This window comes from Streptomyces sp. Je 1-4 4N24 (genome assembly GCF_026239515.1).
Taxonomy (GTDB): Bacteria; Actinomycetota; Actinomycetes; order Streptomycetales; family Streptomycetaceae; genus Streptomyces; species Streptomyces nigrescens.
On record NZ_CP110836.1, the window covers coordinates 6,022,699 to 6,040,467 of the forward strand.

Annotated in this window: 9 protein-coding genes and 1 tRNA gene; 6 read left to right on the forward strand and 4 right to left on the reverse strand. The window is 70.9% G+C overall.

What is annotated here, in order from left to right; all coding sequences use genetic code 11:
• Positions 1–5: 5 nt before the first annotated feature.
• A complete protein-coding gene (locus SLV14N_RS26305; protein ID WP_208684154.1) occupies positions 6–1,400 on the reverse strand; it encodes a transcriptional regulator in 1,395 nt (464 codons plus the stop codon).
• 364 nt (positions 1,401–1,764) lie between these two features.
• Positions 1,765–3,318, reverse strand: coding sequence for a glutamate synthase subunit beta (locus tag SLV14N_RS26310; RefSeq protein WP_208684155.1), 1,554 nt, complete (start codon positions 3,316–3,318; stop codon positions 1,765–1,767).
• Positions 3,319–3,887: 569 nt separating this feature from the next.
• Between SLV14N_RS26310 and SLV14N_RS26315 the strand changes: the two genes are divergently transcribed.
• A complete protein-coding gene (locus SLV14N_RS26315; protein WP_263271347.1) occupies positions 3,888–5,360 on the forward strand; it encodes an amino acid permease in 1,473 nt (490 codons plus the stop codon).
• A gap of 429 nt (positions 5,361–5,789) precedes the next feature.
• Here the strand turns inward: SLV14N_RS26315 and SLV14N_RS26320 are convergent, their stop codons facing one another.
• Positions 5,790–6,620: an alpha/beta fold hydrolase gene (locus SLV14N_RS26320; protein ID WP_263271348.1), complete on the reverse strand. Its 831-nt coding sequence runs from the start codon at positions 6,618–6,620 to the stop codon at positions 5,790–5,792.
• A 422-nt stretch (positions 6,621–7,042) separates the two neighbouring features.
• Positions 7,043–7,118: transfer RNA gene (locus SLV14N_RS26325), tRNA-Arg, on the reverse strand.
• A gap of 311 nt (positions 7,119–7,429) precedes the next feature.
• On the opposite strand from SLV14N_RS26325, the gene SLV14N_RS26330 reads away from it, so the two are divergent.
• From SLV14N_RS26330 to ettA, 5 genes are all read left to right on the forward strand, one after another.
• Positions 7,430–9,520 carry a GTPase domain-containing protein gene (locus SLV14N_RS26330; RefSeq protein ID WP_263273272.1) on the forward strand — a complete coding sequence of 697 codons (2,091 nt, stop codon included), beginning with the start codon at positions 7,430–7,432 and terminating at the stop codon, positions 9,518–9,520.
• An 875-nt stretch (positions 9,521–10,395) separates the two neighbouring features.
• The gene (locus tag SLV14N_RS26335; RefSeq protein WP_263271349.1) at positions 10,396–12,435 is read left to right on the forward strand and encodes a YfjP family GTPase; all 2,040 of its coding nucleotides are present in this window, start codon (positions 10,396–10,398) and stop codon (positions 12,433–12,435) included.
• 441 nt (positions 12,436–12,876) lie between these two features.
• Complete coding sequence (locus SLV14N_RS38710) at positions 12,877–13,890, forward strand: single-stranded DNA-binding protein (protein WP_272578549.1); 1,014 nt, start codon at positions 12,877–12,879, stop codon at positions 13,888–13,890.
• A gap of 226 nt (positions 13,891–14,116) precedes the next feature.
• A complete protein-coding gene (locus SLV14N_RS26345; protein WP_263271350.1) occupies positions 14,117–15,526 on the forward strand; it encodes an LAETG motif-containing sortase-dependent surface protein in 1,410 nt (469 codons plus the stop codon).
• Positions 15,527–16,102: 576 nt separating this feature from the next.
• On the forward strand, positions 16,103–17,767 hold the full coding sequence (ettA, locus tag SLV14N_RS26350; protein ID WP_263271351.1) for an energy-dependent translational throttle protein EttA: 1,665 nt from the start codon (positions 16,103–16,105) through the stop codon (positions 17,765–17,767).
• Positions 17,768–17,769: the final 2 nt, after the last annotated feature.

Genomic DNA, 17,769 nt, shown 5'->3' on the forward strand with positions numbered 1-17,769 from the left:
GGGCGTCACTTGGGCACCCGCACACCGCTCTCCTGCACCAGGGTCTCGAATTCGCGCACCGGCGTCGTGTCGCCGAAGGGCCGCAACTCGTCCCTGAAGTGCTGCAAGTACCGTTCCCCGAGCGCCGTCTTCATCCTGCCGAGCAGCGCCACCGCCTGTACGGCGGCCTGGCACCCCTCCTCGACGTCACCGGCCTGCACTAAGACCGTGGCCAGCAACAGCAGATCGATGGACCGGCGCCGTACCCGGGTCCGCGGATGCCGGGCGAGGGCCTCCTCGGCCCGCCGGGCGGCCGGCCGCGGCTGTTTCAGATCCCGGTAGCAGTGGGCCAACTCGTCCGCCAGATAGGCGCGGTCGAACTGCGCGATCCACTCCGGACTGTCCCCCGGAACGACATGCGCCATCGCCTCGGTGGCCTTGTCCGCCAGTATCTTGCACATCCGCGCGTCCCCGAGCATCGCGTAACCGCGGGCCTCGGTCGCATAGAACATGGCCTGCGCGGCCAGCGGGGCCCGCCCCCGGGTGCCTTCCTGCGCGGCGCGGGCGAGCTGGACCGCCTCCCGGGAGCAGCCGGCGCCGACGGCGAGATGGCTCAGCCCGGCCGCCAGCACATAGCCGCCGTAGCACCGGTCGTCCGCGGCCTGCGCGAGTCGCAGCGCCTGGATGTAGTACCGCTGCGCCAGGCCCGGCTGCCCGACGTCCAGGGCCGTGTACCCGGCGAGCTCCGTCAACCGGGCGGCCGCGGCGAACAGTTGCCGTCCGGTGGCCTCGGCGTAACTCCCGTCCATCAGACCGGACAGCACACTGCTGAGACAGGAGACGATGACCGGCCGGACATATCCGCTGCCGACCCGGTGATCGAGTTCGGCCAGCGCCTGGGTGGTCGCCCGCACCAGCTCCACATCGGTCGCCCCCACCCGCGGCCCCAGCCGCCAGCTGCGTGCCACCTGCGGATCCGGGGAACTGATCAGCCAGTCCCTGCTGGGCTCGACCAACGCCGAGGCGGTCATGGCGGAACGCGACAAAAGCCCCCTGGACTCGGCGTCCATATGCCATAGTTCACGGACCTGTTCCAGCGCGTCCTCCACCGTGGCCGCGAAGTGGAGACCGACCCCGCAGGTCACGCTGTTGCCGTTGGCCATGCCGATCTCTTCCGTCGAGACCGTGCGGCCGAGTTTGCCGCTCAGCGCCTCGGCGATGATCGCCGGCACCCGGCCGCGTGGCCGCTGACCACTCAGCCACCGGCTCACGGAGGTCTTGTCGTACCGCAGATCCAGACCCTGCGCCTCTCCCAGGACGTTCACCTGGCGGGCCAGCGCGGAGTTGGACAATGAGGCTTCCTGGATGAGCGACCGCAGCCGCTGGTTGGTCTGACGCGCGACGAGTGGTCGGGCGGCCATGGTGCGCCTCCAAGCACATGCCGCCAACGATTCACGTTGGCATATACAGAGAGAACGGGACAGGAAGGTCAATACCCAACAAGCGGGGCTGAATCGCCATGACCAAAGTCAAGTCGTCGCCTGGGCGTTGCGCCCAGTAGCAAAGGGGCAAAAGGGGGCTCCAGAAGCCCACCCCTCGCACCCGCCCGCTCTGCACGCCCCTGCCGTCCCCTCCAGCGCCCACCACTCCCCACCGCGCACAACCACCACCACCCGAGCGCGGCCCACGCACCCGGGTGAGCCGTACGCATCGGGGTGAGCGGTACGCGCGCGCATCGGGGCGAGCCGTACGCCGCGGGGCGGGCACCCCGTGGCGTCACGGGCGTCACGCCACCAGCGGCCGGTCCGTCGGGGCGATGGGGGAGGGGAGTGCGGTGGAGCCGGTGAGATAGCGGTCCGCGGCCGCCGCGGCGGCCCGGCCTTCCGCGATGGCCCACACCACCAGCGACTGCCCCCGCCCCGCATCGCCCGCCACGAAGACGCCGTCCACTGTGCCGGCCCCGTCCGCCGCCCCGGCCCCGTCCGCCGCCGTGGTCCCACCCGGCCCCGCTCCGCCCGGCCGCCGGCCCCGCGCGGCCGCGAAGCCGGTGTCCCGGGCGAAATTCCCCCGGGCGTCCAGCGTGAGCCCGAGCTGCGTCATCAGCCCGGTGCCCCGCTCCGGCCCGGAGAAGCCGAGGGCGATCAGCACCAGCTCCGCCGGGAGCACCCGCTCGGTGTCCGGCAGCGGCCTCCTGGCGGTCGGCTCCACCTCCGTCAGATGCAGTGCGCGCACCCGCCCGGCCGCGTCCCCCTCGAACCGGAGGGTGGCGGAGGAGAAGAACCGCGGATCCGTGCCCGCCCGGCCCCGGGCCTCTTCATGGGCGTGGGAGATCCGGTAGACCCTCGGGTAGACCGGCCAGGGCTCGGTGTCCGCCCGGGCGTCGCCCGGCTCCGGGTTGATGTCCAGCTGCACCACGGACGCCGCGCCCTGCCGCAGGACGGTGCCCAGACAGTCCGAACCGGTGTCCCCGCCACCGATGATCACCACATGTCTGCCCTCGGCGGTGACCGGCGGCGCGGCGTAGTCACCCTCGGCGACCCGGTTGGCGAGGGTCAGATACTCCATGGCCTGGTGGATACCGGACAGCTCCCGCCCGGGAACGGGGAGCTCCCGCCGCTCCATGGCGCCGACGGCCACCACCATCGCGTCGTGCCGCCTGCGGAGCTCGGTGACATCGGCCTCGCCGCCGACGTCCACCCCCGTGCGGAACTTGGTGCCCTCCGCCCGCATCTGCGCGATCCGCCGGTCCAGGTGCCGCTTCTCCAGCTTGAACGCGGGGATGCCATAGCGCAGCAGCCCGCCGATACGGTCGGCGCGCTCGTAGACGGCGACGGTGTGCCCGATACGGGTCAGCTGCTGCGCCGCCGCCAGCCCCGCGGGCCCGGAGCCGATGACGGCGACGCTCTTCCCGCTGAGCCGCTCCGGCGGATGCGGGACCGTGAACCCCCGCTCCCAGCTCTGGTCGGCGATGGCCTGCTCGACGTTCTTGATCGTCACCGGATCGGCGTTGATGGCCAGCACACAGGCGTCCTCGCACGGCGCCGGGCACAGCCGCCCGGTGAACTCGGGAAAGTTGTTCGTCGCATGCAGCCGCTCGGCCGCGGCCCGCCAGTTGCCCCGCGTCGCATACGCATTCCACTCGGGGATGAGATTCCCCAGCGGACACCCGCTGTGGCAGAACGGTATGCCGCAGTCCATACAGCGCCCCGCCTGCTCGGCCACCAGGGGCAGCAGCGCCTGCCCCGCGTAGACCTCGTTCCAGTCGCTCAGCCGCTCCTCGACGGGGCGAGCCGGAACGGGCCGACGGGGGACCTTGAGAAAGCCGCGCGGGTCGGTCATCCACCGCCTCCATCGCTCACTCACAGCGGAATAAGGCGTTCTGCCAGCCTACGCCTGGTTTGTACGGCTTTCATGGGCCGGCGGGGGTGGACGGGGTTGGCTGGACAGGGTCTAGATCTCGCCACCGGCGACGCCGTTCCGCCTTCCCGGTCGACGGCTTCCGCTTCCGCGCGCTCCTCGCGCTGCGTCACCTCGCCCCCGCCTTGAACGACCTTGGTCACGCAAATATCAGACAAATCCCGTGTACTGACTGCCACGAAGGGTCGGCAATGCGTGGGCGCGTTCCCGGCGTGCCGCTCGGGTCGCGTATCGATTAGGTCACAGCAGCCGGTAATTTGCCCAGCCTGGAGCGCTTTGGGTGATCTGCTCCGTGATCTGCATCATGCTGGCTGAAATTCGCCCGTGGTACATCTTCACGACCGCCTGACGGACATCACCCATGTCCGCGTAGGGGGCGCTTGAGCCGGCCGATCGCCGGCATGCAACTCCATCAGCATCCGGGGGGATCGAAACCCGATCCGTAGCCAAGTGAGGCGCGGGTCGGCATGGAGCGGAAGGGCGCACCACACATGACCTCAACGCAGGTCGGCACGAACCCCGGCGACGGCAACGGAGCCTCGGGCGAGGCACCGGAAGAGGGCTACGAGCGGGGTCTCGGCAGCCGTCAGGTCCAGATGATCGCCATCGGCGGCGCCATCGGCGTCGGTCTCTTCCTGGGCGCGGGCGCGAACATCGCGAAGGCCGGGCCCAGCCTCATCCTCATGTACGCCCTCGCCGGCGTGATCGTCTTCTTCATCATGCGAGCGCTCGGTGAGCTGCTTCTGTACCGCCCCGTGTCGGGTTCCTTCTCGGAGTACGCCCGCGAGTTCCTCGGCCCCTTCTTCGGGTTCGTCACGGGCTGGACGTACTGGCTCATGTGGGTCGTCACCGGCATGGCCGAGCTGACGGCCGCCGCGATCTACGTGCACTTCTGGTTCCCACAAATCCCTCAATGGGTCACCGCGCTGGTCTTCCTGGTCGTGCTGTTCGTGGCCAACCTGATCTCGGTGAAGATCTTCGGTGAGATCGAGTTCTGGTTCTCGATGGTCAAGGTCACCGCGCTCATCGGCATGATCGTGATCGGTCTGGGTGTCGTCACCTTCGGCTTCAGCCAGGCGGGAGACGCCGCTGCGGTCTCCAACATCTGGGCCCACGACGGGATCTTCCCCAACGGCATCGGCTCCAGCCTCATGACCCTCCAGGGCGTGATGTTCGCCTACCTCGCCGTCGAGCTGGTCGGTGTCACCGCGGGCGAGTCCGAGGACCCGGAGAAGACCCTGCCCAAGGCCATCAACACGCTGCCGTGGCGCATCATCGTCTTCTACGTCGGTGCGCTGAGCGTGATCCTGATGGTCGTCAAGTGGACGGAGTTCGAGGAGGGCGTCAGCCCGTTCGTGGCCGCGTTCGCGAAGATCGGCATCCCGGCCGGTGCGGCGATCATCAACTTCGTCGTCCTGACCGCCGCGCTGTCGTCCTGCAACTCGGGCATGTACTCCACCGGGCGCATGCTCCGCGACCTCGCCGCCAACTCCGAGGCCCCGAGGATTCTCGGCAAGCTGAGCTCCACCAAGACCCCGGCCCTCGGCATCACCCTCTCCGCCGCCCTCATGGGCATCGGCGTGATCCTCAACTACATCGTCCCGGAGAAGGCGTTCGGCTACGTCACCTCGGTGGCCACCGCGGCCGGCATCTGGACCTGGCTGATGATCCTCATCAGCCACATCCTCTACCGCCGCGCGGTCGTCGCCGGCCGCCTGCCCGCCTCGTCCTTCCCGGCACCGGGCGGCACGGTCTGCAGCTGGATCGCGGTGGCGTTCCTGCTCCTGGTGACCGTCCTGATCGCGATCGACCCGGACAGCCGCATCTCGCTGTACGTGGGCGCCGGCTGGGCCGTCTGCCTGGCGGTCGGCTGGGCCATCCTCAAGTCGCGCAACCCGCACATCACGACGAAGAGCACGCCCCAGGACAAGCAACTCCAGACCACCGGCCGGCCCCGCAGCTGACCGGGAACGGCCTCCGAGGCCCCAGTTAGACGGTCCTCGACGCCACCACATCCCCTGCCGGGGCGCCCAGGCACAGACCGCCTGGGCGCCCCGTCGGCTTTGAGGGGCGGCCCCCTGGCTTCGCGAAGCCAGGGGCCCACGTTCCCCCCCCGGAGCTGATCGAGCCCACCCTGACGACACGGCGCACCGAGCGCAGAGGCAAGGTCTGCATCAGACTCCCGCCCGCCCCGGCACGACCTGTGCCGGATCATGGACGTCATCCTCGACGCCGACCGGCCCGGGACCCACCGGCGCTCCGCAAGGCGGTCCATGACGCTCACGCGTACAAGACGATCACGCGTACAAGACGCTCACGAGTACAACTCGCCCGTCGGCAAGCGCGTGGCCAGCCTGGGCGCAAACCGCCCCCTCCGCACGTGTTCCAGTGGCTCAGCTTTCGCGGAGGACCACGCGCAGGCGGGTGGCGAAGGCATCGGGGGTCTCGACGAACCCGGTGTGGCCGCCGGGGAACTTCGCCGGCCCGGTACCCAGCGCCTGAGCGAGCGCGCTGGAGGTTCGGTCGCAGAGCTGTCCGGCGGAGTCCTCGCCGATGCCCACCACGATGCGGGGCGCCGCCATGCGCAGGGCTGCCGTGTCAGGCCGCCAGTAGGTGGAGGCCCGCATCTCGTGGGCGAACCAGCGGCGTTCGTCCGCCACCTGCCGCGGATCGCGATCCTCGCCGAACATCTGCTCCATCACGGGCTCGGGCATCGTGATGCCGGCCTGCGCAAAGAACTTCTTCCAGGCCCCCGTCACATCGCCGGCCAGGTAGGTGGCGACCAGGTCCTCGGTCCCGGCGCGCAATTGCTCCCGCTCCTCCAGCAGCTCGATCAGCGGGGGCTCGTGGGCGACGACGGTGTGCACGTGATCGGGGTGAGCCTGGACGAGGGCGAGCGCGCTGACGGCGCCACCGCTGGAGCCCAGGACCATGGCCGGGCCCGCGTCGACATGGGCGATCAGCCGGGACAGGTCGTCGGCGCGCAGCTGTGGAGTCGACTCCTCCCCGGGGTCGTCGAGCCTGCTGCGGTTGATGCCGCGTGGGTCGGTAGTGAGCACGGTGTGGTCGGTGGCGAGCAGGCCGGCCAGCGGGGCGAAGGCAGCGGCGTCCATCGGCGCACCGACCAGCACGATGAGAGGACCCTCGCCGCGCACCTCGTAATGCAGATGTGCGCCGGGCACCCTGAGGGAACGGGCGGGAGCAGTGTCCGTTGCGTCAGTCATGCGATCTCCGAATCAGGTTGTGAGGGATCTGTCGAACAACTGGACCTCGCGGACGGCGCAGACTCATCGCTCGCAGAGCTCCTTCTTCTGCGGAAGCGGCGCATGAACAGCGGACCGTTTTACCCAGGTGAGTTGCCGGGGCTGTGGACAGGCGGTCTCTGCTCCCTCCCGGCCAGGCCGCCCGCCTCCTGGCCGGGATCGGGGACTGCCCGTCCCGGTCGCCGCCTGGGCGGGCGGGCAACAGCGTTCCCGTGCTCCTGGCCACCTACACACGCTGCATCACCGGCCAGTCAGCCGGACTCCCACCCTCGCCCCCGGGAGCCGTTCCGACCCTGCCGAAGCCGCCGCGCGCCGGACCCGCTGAATCGCCCCCGACCAGCAAAAAGCCCTCCACGAGGGAGGGCTGAACACCGTACGGGCGATGGCGCCCCCGGCAGGACTCGAACCTGCGGCCAAGTGCTTAGAAGGCACCTGCTCTATCCACTGAGCTACGGGGGCCGGGTGTGGACGTGGATCACGGACCGCGGACAAGGATAGAGGTCCGGGTGCCTCGTCCCGGTTGCTTCACCTCCGTGGCACGTTGTGGAGGTTCGGTGAAGCGGTCCCGATAATCGCAGGCAGGTACGAATCCTGCACCGCTTTTGGCGCCTCGTGCGGCGGGTGTTGTGCACTCGTTATGCCTGCGCCTCACGTGTCGCGAACGTCTCGCGCGCCACTTATCCCGATCTGTGGGGGTTCTTGCGGCGCGCACGAGGGGTTATACGCTTCAAAAACCCAACGAAATTGGGCATTCTGCACATGTGGTGACCTTGGACGTACGACCCCGGCTGATCGACGCACTGTCCGTTCTGCGTAACCGCGTCGACGCCGCACGCTTTCCACTGCCACTCCGGGGCGCTGCCCGCGCCCGGCGCAACCGGGCCGAGCTGCTCGCCCAGCTCGACGACTATGTGATTCCCCGTCTGCGCTCTCCTCAGGCACCGCTGCTCGCAGTGATCGGCGGATCGACCGGCGCGGGCAAGTCCACGCTGGTCAATTCGCTGGTGGGGCGGCGGGTCTCGGAGGCCGGGGTGCTGCGTCCGACGACGCGTACGCCGGTGCTGGTCTGCCACCCCGACGATCTCCACTGGTTCGCCGGACCACGCGTCCTGCCGCAGCTCGCCAGGGTGTGGGTCCCTGAGCAGGATGACGGCGGCGAGGGGGAGTATGCGGCGGGCGGTGGCCTGGGCCGGGGGGATTACGGGGTCGGGGTCCATGGGGTGGGCGGGCCGGCGGCCGGCGGTGGGCGTGCGGTGGTGGGCGGGCAGGGCGCCCGTATGACGAACGGGGCCGGTGCGGAGCGTGGGCCTCACGGGGGGCATGGGGTGGAGGCGTGTCAGGAGGGGCATGGGGGCGCGCACGGGGTGGTTGGCGCTCGTGGGGTGGGAGCGGCTGGGTGTGAGGCTTCTGAGGCTTCTGCCTCCGAGGTGTATCGGGAGCGGGAGGCGGAGGGGGCTGGGGATGGTTATGGGGCGTACGACGGTGTGGGTGGGGGGAGTGGCGCAGGCCTCGGGAGGGAGGGCGGTGCGGCCGCGGTGGGGGGCGGGGCCGAGGCGGGGATGCTGACGGTGCGGATCGAGACGGATCCGGCATTGCCGAGTGGGCTGGCGTTGTTGGACGCACCGGACATCGATTCGCTGGTCGCGCGGAACCGGGAACTGGCCGCCGAACTGATCTGCGCGGCGGATGTATGGGTGCTGGTCACCACGGCGGCCCGGTACGCGGATGCGGTGCCCTGGCATCTGCTGCGGACGGCCAAGGAGTACGACGTCACGCTGGTGACCGTGCTGGACCGGGTGCCGCATCAGATCGCCACCGACATCTCCGGGCGGTACGCCGAACTTCTCCAGCGGGCCGGTCTCGGCCATGTCCCCCGGTTCACCATTCCCGAGCTGCCCGAGTCGGCCGGCGGGGGAAGCGGGCTGTTGCCCGCCACGGCCGTCGCGGCGCTGCGCGGCTGGCTGGAGCGGCATGCCCAGGACCCTGTCGCCCGCGCCGCCGCGGCGGAGCGTACGGCCGCTGGGGTGATCGCCTCGCTGCGCAGCCGGCTGCCCGCGCTGGCCGGGGCCGCCGCCGCCCAGCACGCCGCGGCCTTGCGGCTGGCCGGCCGGGTCGAGGAGGCGTACGAGCGGGCCGCGGAGCGGGTACGGCAGGAGGTCGCGGCCGGTGAGGTGCTGTCCGGGGACGCGCGTGCCCACTGGCGTGACCATGGGCTCGACGGCCGGTCGGACGAGCTGCTCGACGCGCTGACCGACGGGCTCACCTCGCTGCTGACCTGCGCCGTGGACGAGGCCGATGAGCGGGCGGCGGATGCCTGGCGGCGGGATCCCGCGGCGGCCGAGGTCTCGCTGACGGCCGCCGCGGGCGCCTCGGGTGCGGGCGGCCGGCTCGGTGTGATCGTCCGGCGCTGGCGGCGCTGCCTGGAGGAGCTGGCCGAGGAGGAGACCCGTGAGGCGCGCGCCGGACAGGCCGGGGAGCGTGCCGGGTCGGTGGAGCCGGAGGAGTCGGCCGCGCTGTTGGCCACCGCTCTGCTCGGCGGCCGTCGCGCCCGTACAGCGGGCGAGAACCTCGCCGACCTGTTGGGCGCCCAGACCGCGCTGCGGCTCTGTGAGCGCGGCGGACGGCTTCTGGCCATCTACCTGGAGCGCGCGCTGGACGGTGAGCGCGAGCGGCGGCTGGCACCGCTGGACCAGCTGACCGTCCCACTGGACCAGCAGGCGGAGCTGATCGCCGCGCTGTCCGTAGTGCAGAAGGAGAAGCAGAAGGAGAAGCCGGAGGGGACGGAGAAGGAAAGGCCGCGGGAGCAGCGGCAAGCGGAGGAGCGGGCGAGGGCGATGGAGAAGGAGGAGGTGTCGGGGTGAGCAATTCCGAGGTGGCTGGTTCCGGGGAAGGCTCGACGGACAAGGGGCGGGGGACGGGGGAGGGAGAGGCCGGTGAGGTGAGGGGGGAGGGCGTGATGCCGGTTGAGGGTGGTGTGGCGTCGAGGAGGGATGCGGCGTCGGGGAGAGACGTGATGTCGGGGAGGGGAGTGACGTCGGGGGGCGGGAGGGCGCCGGGGGAAGGTGTAGCGCCGAGGGAGGGCCGGGTGTTCGGGGGAGGTGGGAGCCCGGGGGAGTCGGTGGTGGCGATGGCGTCTGCCGTGGAGGGGGAGCCTGAGGTGGGTGCAGCGCCTGTGGTTGCTGTGGTGCCTGCGTCTTCTGGGGAGGGTGTGGGGGCTGCGGAGGCTTGGGAGGCTCACGGGGCCGCGGTGTCGGTGGCGGAGGAGGAACCTGCAGCGGCTGGGGGGTCGGCTGTGCGACGGGTGGGCGTGGGCGGGGCGTGGGATGACGGGTTGATCGCGCGGCGGGCGCGGGATGCAGGGGTGCCCAGGCCGGGGACGCGGATGGGGCCGCCTGTTGGGGCGGCTGTTGCGGCTGGAGTTGCCGCGCCGGTCGGGGCCCGGGCCGAGTCGGGTGTGCGGGCGGGAGGCGGTACCTCGGCGGAGGGGGCCCGTGCCAGGGGATCCCACCTTGCGGAAGCCCGGGCTGCGGAAGCCCGTGGCGCGGAAATGCATGGTGTGGAAGCCCGTGGAGCGGACGGACATGGTGCGGAAGCCCGTGGCACGGAAGTGCATGGAGCGGAATTCCGTGGTGCGGAATTCCCCGGCGCGGAAGTGCATGGCACGGAAGCGCGTATGGAGAGGGCCCGTAGCGGCGGAACACGTAGCGCGTCACGTGCCGACCGGCGCGTGGAGGCGATGGTGCAGCCGCGTTCGCCGGCCGATGTGGAGAGCGGTGGTGGAGGCGCGTACCGGTGGGTCGCGGACGGGGGGCGGCGAGCCGTGGGGGGTGGGCTGCGTGGGCGGCTGGATGCGTTGCGGGAGTTGATCGCGCTGTCCCGGACCCGGCTGGACGGGCGGACGCTGGAGGGCGCGGGCCGGGTACTGGAGACGGCGGACGAGCGGTACCGGCTGTCCGGTGAGCACACCGTCGTCGCCATCGCGGGGGCGACCGGCAGCGGTAAGTCGTCGCTGTTCAACGCGCTGGCCGGGGCGAACCGTTCGCAGGTCGGGCCGCGGCGGCCGACGACCGCGGAGCCGGTTGCCTGCGTCTGGCCGGGCAGCCGGCCGGGCGCGGACGGGCTGCTGCACCGGCTGGGCGTGCCCACCCACCGCCGGCACGCCCCGGCGGACGGCAGCTCCGAGCTGCGCGGACTCATCCTGATCGACCTGCCCGACCACGACTCCTCGGCCACCGAGCACCGCGCGCAGGTGGACCGGATGCTGGAGCTGGTGGACGCGGTGATCTGGGTGGTGGACCCGGAGAAGTACGCGGACGCGGTGCTGCACGAGCGGTATCTGCGGCCGTTGGCGGGCTACGCCGAGGTCATGTTCGTCGTCCTCAACCAGGTGGACCGGCTTCCCGGGGACGCCGCTGACCAGGTGGTGGACGATCTGCGCCGGCTGCTGGACGAGGACGGGCTGGCGCTCGGCGAGCACGGGGAGCCCGGGGCGGCGGTGCTTGCGCTGTCCGCCGCGACCGGCAGGGGCGTGGGGGAACTGCGGGAGGCGCTCGGCCAGTTCGTCGCGGAACGGGGTGCGGCGGACCGGCGGCTGGCGGCGGATGTGGATGCGGCGACCGATCGGTTGCGGTCGGTGTACGTGGCGCAGAGCCGGGTCGGGCTGACCGAACGGGCCCGTGCGGAGTTCGACGACCGTTTGGCGGAGGCGGTGGGGGCGGTGGCCACCGGGCGGGCGGCGGAACGCGATTGGCTGCGGTATGCGGAGCGTGCCTGTGGGTCTCCGTGGTCGCGGATGCGGATGCGGATGCGGATGCGGATGCGGGGGCGGCGGGGGAGCCGGGGGGCCCTTGGCTTCGGGGTGGGGGCGACCGATGCGGGGATGACGGGAGTGGGGGCGGCGGGGGCTGGGACGACGGGGGTGGGGGCTTACCGGGGAGGGCGTACAAGTGCGGGGGCGGCAGGCGTCGGGCGGACCGACCCGGGGTGGGGCGGCGCGGTGCGCGGCCGTCGAATCGGGCGGGCGGGAGCGGGGCGGGGCCGGGACGGGCGGGTCGCCGTGGGGGAGGCCTGCGCGGAGTGGAGCCGTACCGGGCGGAACGGCGACGGGGTCGAGGAACTGACCGCTGGCGGGCGGACCGGTATGCAGCAGGGCCTGGTGGGGCGGCAGTCGGCGGCCGGGCATCGGCGCGCTGATGGGGCTGCTGCGGCCGGTTCTGGGGACGCGTCGGTGGTGGACGGCCGGGCGGCGGCCCGGCCAGTGGTGGAGCATGCCGTCCGCACGGTGGCCGCCGAGGCGGCGCACGGGTTGCCGGCGCCGTGGGCCCACGCGGTGCGGGACGCGGCGGACCGCGGTGCCTACGGGCTGCCGGAGGCGCTGGACAAGGTGGCGGCGGAGGCCGAGGAGTCGCTACGGGGCGGACCGGCCGTGAAGCCGCGGTGGTGGACGGTTGCCGCCTCGCTCCAGGGGATGTTGTCCGTACTCCAAGTCGTCGGGGTCCTGTGGCTGCTGGGTGCGGTCACGGGCGTGGGCGAGGCGACGGCCTGGTCCTCCGGGCTGCTGCCCGCGGTTCTCGGGTCGGTGGGCGGGCCGGCGCTGGCGTGGATGTGCCGGGTGGTGGCGCGCGGCCCGGCCCGGCGTTACGGGCAGGACGCCGAGCGGCGGCTGCGGAGTGCGGCGGCGGCTTGCGGGCGGGCGCGGGTGCTGGAGCCGGTCGCCGCCGAGCTGTTGCGCTACCGCGAGGTGCGGGAGCAGTACGCGGTGGCTTCGGGCGCGTGACGGCGGAAGGAAGCAATGGGTGGGCGGGGGCGGGAGTTGCTGAGCGGCTGAGCGGCGGGGCGGCGGGGTGGCGGGGTGGCGGAACGATGGGACGGCCGTGGTCTCCGAGAGGGGGCCGTGGCGCCCGGGGAGGGAGAGGAACGCCCGACGGCTGCCGGAAGGTGGCGGGGAGGGCAGCCGGTGACCGGTGGGCTGTGAACAGCCCGCCGTGATCCCTCTTCCGGGTGGCCGAGTTGTCCACAGTCGGCCACCTGTCCACACGCCGCCGCGGCGCCCGCCGAACCCGTGCAGCATGAGGTCAACGCAGCGCGAGCAGCACGCTACGAGAGCAGCGCGTGACGAGAGCGAGCGCAGCACGTGACGAGAGCGGCACGTGATGAGAGCAGTACGTGACGAGAGCGAGCGCAGGACACGGGGGAGGCGTATCAGGTGAACGACACGATGGTGACGCTGGTGGGAAATGCCGCGACGGCGGTGGAGCACCGGCTGACGGCGGCGGGTGTGACGGTCGCGAGGTTCCGGCTGGCGGCGACGTCCCGCCGGTGGGACAAGGCGCAGGAACGCTGGACCGACGGGGAGACGAGTTTCTATACGGTCCGGTCGTGGCGTGGGCTCGCCGACAATGTGGCGGCGTCCGTGGCAGTGGGTGAACCACTCATCGTCCAGGGACGGTTACGGCTGCGGGAGGGGGAACAGCCACCCGAGAAGGGCGGGCAGCGCTGGTTCTCGGCGGAGGTTGATGCCGTGGCGATCGGCCACGATCTCGCGCGCGGGACCGCCGCATTCCGGAGAGTCCTCCGGTCTCTGCGTACGGGAGCGGACGGGCCACCGGCCCCGGCTCAGCAATCGTCGCCGGCTCCGGAACCTTCCCCGGCGCCGCAATCGACCCGGCTTCCGGAACCTTCCCCGGCGCAGCAATCGTCCCTGGCTCCGGAACCCTCCCCGGCGCCGCAACCGACCCTGGCGCCACAACCGACCCCGGCACCGCAATCGACCCCGGCACCGGGCACGTCAGCACCACCGCAACGGCATCCATCGCAATCGTCGCCGTCCTCGCCCCCGCCCCCATCTCCGCAACCATCGCCGCCATCGCGCCCCTCTCCACCATCGCAACAAGATTTGTGGGAAGGCGCGTTGCCGGAAGACCGCACCGGGACGACCGCCAACGCACCGACGGAGGCCGACACATCAGACGTTGCCGTCAAGGCACGGACGGTCGCCAAAGCACCGCCGGCCTCCAGAGCGAAGCCGGCCGCCAAAACACCATCAGCCGCCAGAGCACGGAGAGGCGCCAGGGCTCCGGCAGTTCTCAATCAGCAGACGGTCGCGAAGGCCTCCACGGTCGCCAAAACGCCTACGACCAGCGGGATTGCAGCCGTCGCCGAGTCTCCTGAGGGGTCCGCCGCACCATCTTCAGTCGTGACCCATGCGCCGGAGAAGGTCACTGTGCCCTGAAAAGTTCCGGCGATTTGTCGATAATGTCAAGTCAGGGTGCCCGTTGTCGGTAACGATTACGAGTCGGATCGCTTATGGGATGCCATTACTGGGGACCCTGGTGCGCCTGCTCCTTAAGATCCGACAAGTACTCACGGGGGCTGACGTGTTCGGCTGTTGAGTTCTTTGGGATCTTTCCGGCGAGGCAACCTCTCCCACTCGACCGCCTCGCCCAGAGGGGAATTTCATGCTTTCGATAAAGAGGCGGGGCGCAGCCCGCCTTGCCGCCGCGGTCGTGGCCTCCGGCCTGGTCGCGGCGGGTGCGATAGCCACCGCGGGGCCTGCCGCGGCGGACGGGACGACCCCCTCCCACGGGGGTGCCACCGCCACACTCGGTGGTCTGAAGACCTTCGACCAGGCGGTCGTGCACAACGACGGAGGGGACCAGCGTGTAGGCGCCGGGCTCTTCGAGATGGCGGTCGACAACGGCGGCACGCTCCAGACGTACTGCATCGACATCCACAACCCGACGCAGCAGCAGGCGAAGTACCAGGAAGTGCCCTGGAGCGCCTCGTCGCTGCACAACAACGGGGACGCGGGCAAGATCCGCTGGATTCTGCAGAACTCGTACCCGCAGGTGAACGACCTGGCCGCGCTCGCCGCCAAGGCCGGTGCCGGGAACCTCACCGAGAAGACCGCCGCGGCCGGCACCCAGGTCGCGATCTGGCGCTTCTCCGACCACGCCAAGGTGGACGCGGTCGACCCGGCGGCCGAGAAGCTCGCCGACTACCTCGAGAAGAGCGCGCAGAACGTCGCCGAGCCCAAGGCCTCGCTGACGCTCGACCCGCCGGCCGTCTCCGGCAAGTCCGGCAGCAAGCTCGGCCCGGTCACCGTGCACACCAACGCCGACAGCGTCACGATCTCCCCGGCCGCCGGTGTGCCTGCCGGTGCCAAGGTCGTCGGCAAGGACGGCAAGCCGGTCACCAGCGCGACCGACGGCACCCAGCTGTTCTTCGACGTGCCCGCGGGTGCCGCGGACGGCAGCAGCTCGCTGACCGCGCAGGCCGCCACCAAGGTCCCGGTCGGCCGTGCCTTCACCGGCATCGGTGAGCACGCCAAGAGCCAGACCCAGATCCTGGCCGGCTCCAGCGAGTCCACGGTCTCCGCGGCCGCCACGTTCTCCTGGAAGAAGCAGGGTGCCATCCCGGCGATCACCGCCGAGAAGAACTGCGCCAAGGGTGGTGTGGACGTCACGGCGAGCAACAAGGGCGATGAGGCGTTCCGCTTCCAGCTCTCCGGCAAGGACTACGAGATCGCCCCGGGCAAGTCGCAGACCGTGACCGTTCCGGTGGCCGAGGACCAGCCGTACGACATCACGATCAAGGGTGAGGGCGGCTTCAAGAAGTCGTTCTCCGGCGTCCTGGACTGCAAGACCGCCGGCAGTGGCGGCGGCAAGCCCTCCAGCCAGCCCAGCCCGGCCTCGGTCGGCGGCAGCACCGGTGGGGACACCGGTGGGGACAAGGGCGGCGACCTCGCCGAGACCGGCTCCAGCAACGCCACCCCGGTGATCGCGGGCATCGCGGTCGTCCTCGTCGTGGTCGGCGGCGCCGCGGTGTTCTTCCTCCGCAAGAAGAAGGCCGGCACCCCCGCCCAGTGACACCCGGCGGCCGGTGCCCCCGGCGTCCGGCCGTTCGTGGCGACCACTCGATGACCCGAGGGTGACTCGATGACCCGAGGGTGAGTGGGCGGTCGCCGGTGAAGTACCCAGGGCCCCGGAGCGCAGCAGCGCTCCGGGGCCTTCGGCGTTCCCGGCCTTCGGCGTTCCCGGCCGTCGGCGGTGCGCCGGCCGTCGGAGGTGGGCCGGCCTTCGGCGTCCGCTCGGCCTCTCGGTGTCTGCCCGCCCCTCGGCCCCCGCTTCCCGGCCTCGCCTCGCCCTTCCCCTTCTGCCGCGGCAGACCTATGTCGGTCCAGACGTATGTCGGTCCAGACGTATGACGGCGGACGCACGGCGAAGGTCCGCTCCCGAGTGATCAACGCTGACAGACGGCAATCAAGCGGACACCGGGGCGTGGCAGGTCGGTGCGGAGCGGGGTGTGCTGACCTACTCGTTTCCGCCTGAGCGCAGGCGTACGGCAAGATGGGGTGTATCTGCCCTCCCACGGTCGCCAGGCACGATGGCCCCGGGGCGGTGCCGCACAGACCCTGATCGATCCAATCTGCCGGACGGTTTCTCTTGGCTGAGTACATCTACACGATGCGCAAGGCGCGCAAGGCGCACGGCGACAAGGTCATCCTCGATGACGTGACGCTGAGCTTCCTGCCGGGCGCAAAGATCGGTGTCGTGGGTCCCAACGGCGCCGGTAAGTCCACGGTGCTCAAGATCATGGCCGGGCTTGAGCAGCCGTCGAACGGTGACGCGTTCCTCTCCCCGGGCTACACCGTCGGCATGCTCCTGCAGGAGCCGCCGCTGGACGAGTCGAAGACCGTGCTGCAGAACGTGCAGGACGGCGCCGCCGAGATCATGGGCAAGCTCCACCGCTTCAACGAGGTCGCCGAGCTGATGGCGACCGACTACTCCGACGAGCTCATGGAGGAGATGGGCAAGCTCCAGGAGGACCTCGACCACGCCAACGCGTGGGACCTGGACACCCAGCTCGAACAGGCCATGGACGCCCTCGGCTGCCCGCCCGGCGACTGGCCGGTCACCACCCTCTCCGGTGGTGAGCGCCGCCGTGTCGCGCTGTGCAAGCTGCTGCTGGAGGCCCCCGACCTGCTGCTCCTCGACGAGCCCACCAACCACCTGGACGCCGAGTCCGTGCAGTGGCTGGAGCAGCACCTGGCGAAGTACCCCGGCACCGTCGTCGCCGTCACCCACGACCGGTACTTCCTCGACCACGTCGCCCAGTGGATCTGCGAGGTCGACCGCGGCCGCCTGCACGGCTACGAGGGCAACTACTCCAAGTACCTGGAGACCAAGCAGACCCGCCTCAAGGTCGAGGGCCAGAAGGACGCCAAGCGTGCGAAGCGTCTGAAGGAAGAGCTGGAGTGGGTCCGCTCCAACGCCAAGGGGCGGCAGGCCAAGTCCAAGTCGCGACTGGCCCGTTACGAGGAAATGGCCGCCGAGGCCGACAAGATGCGGAAGCTGGACTTCGAGGAGATCCAGATCCCGCCGGGCCCGCGTCTGGGCAATGTCGTCGTCGAGGTCGACAAGCTCAACAAGGCCTTCGGCGAGAAGGTCCTGATCGAGGATCTGAGCTTCACGCTGCCGCGTAACGGCATCGTCGGCATCATCGGCCCGAACGGCGCCGGCAAGACCACGCTGTTCAAGATGCTGCAGGGCCTGGAAACCCCGGACTCCGGCGACATCAAGGTCGGCGAGACCGTCAAGATCTCCTACGTCGACCAGAGCCGCGAGAACATCGACCCCAAGAAGACCCTGTGGGCCGTGGTCTCCGACGAGCTGGACTACATCAACGTCGGTCAGGTTGAGATGCCCTCCCGTGCCTACGTGAGCGCCTTCGGCTTCAAGGGGCCGGACCAGCAGAAGCCGGCCGGTGTGCTCTCCGGCGGTGAGCGCAACCGCCTCAACCTGGCGCTCACCCTCAAGCAGGGCGGCAACCTGCTGCTCCTCGACGAGCCGACCAACGACCTCGACGTCGAGACCCTGTCGTCGCTGGAGAACGCGCTCCTGGAGTTCCCGGGCTGCGCCGTGGTCGTCTCCCACGACCGCTGGTTCCTCGACCGCGTCGCCACGCACATCCTGGCGTACGAGGGCGAATCCCGGTGGTTCTGGTTCGAGGGCAACTTCGACTCGTACGAGAAGAACAAGATCGAGCGCCTCGGTGCGGATGCGGCCCGCCCGCACCGCGCCACGTACAAGAAGCTCACCCGGGGCTGACC

Coding starts and splice junctions, on each gene's coding strand:
- SLV14N_RS26305 (WP_208684154.1), bottom strand. CDS start 1,400: ATGGCCGCCCGACCACTCGTCGCGCGTCAGACCAACCAGCGGCTGCGG.
- SLV14N_RS26310 (WP_208684155.1), bottom strand. CDS start 3,318: ATGACCGACCCGCGCGGCTTTCTCAAGGTCCCCCGTCGGCCCGTTCCG.
- SLV14N_RS26315 (WP_263271347.1), top strand. CDS start 3,888: ATGACCTCAACGCAGGTCGGCACGAACCCCGGCGACGGCAACGGAGCC.
- SLV14N_RS26320 (WP_263271348.1), bottom strand. CDS start 6,620: ATGACTGACGCAACGGACACTGCTCCCGCCCGTTCCCTCAGGGTGCCC.
- SLV14N_RS26335 (WP_263271349.1), top strand. CDS start 10,396: ATGGTGCAGCCGCGTTCGCCGGCCGATGTGGAGAGCGGTGGTGGAGGC.
- SLV14N_RS38710 (WP_272578549.1), top strand. CDS start 12,877: ATGGTGACGCTGGTGGGAAATGCCGCGACGGCGGTGGAGCACCGGCTG.
- SLV14N_RS26345 (WP_263271350.1), top strand. CDS start 14,117: ATGCTTTCGATAAAGAGGCGGGGCGCAGCCCGCCTTGCCGCCGCGGTC.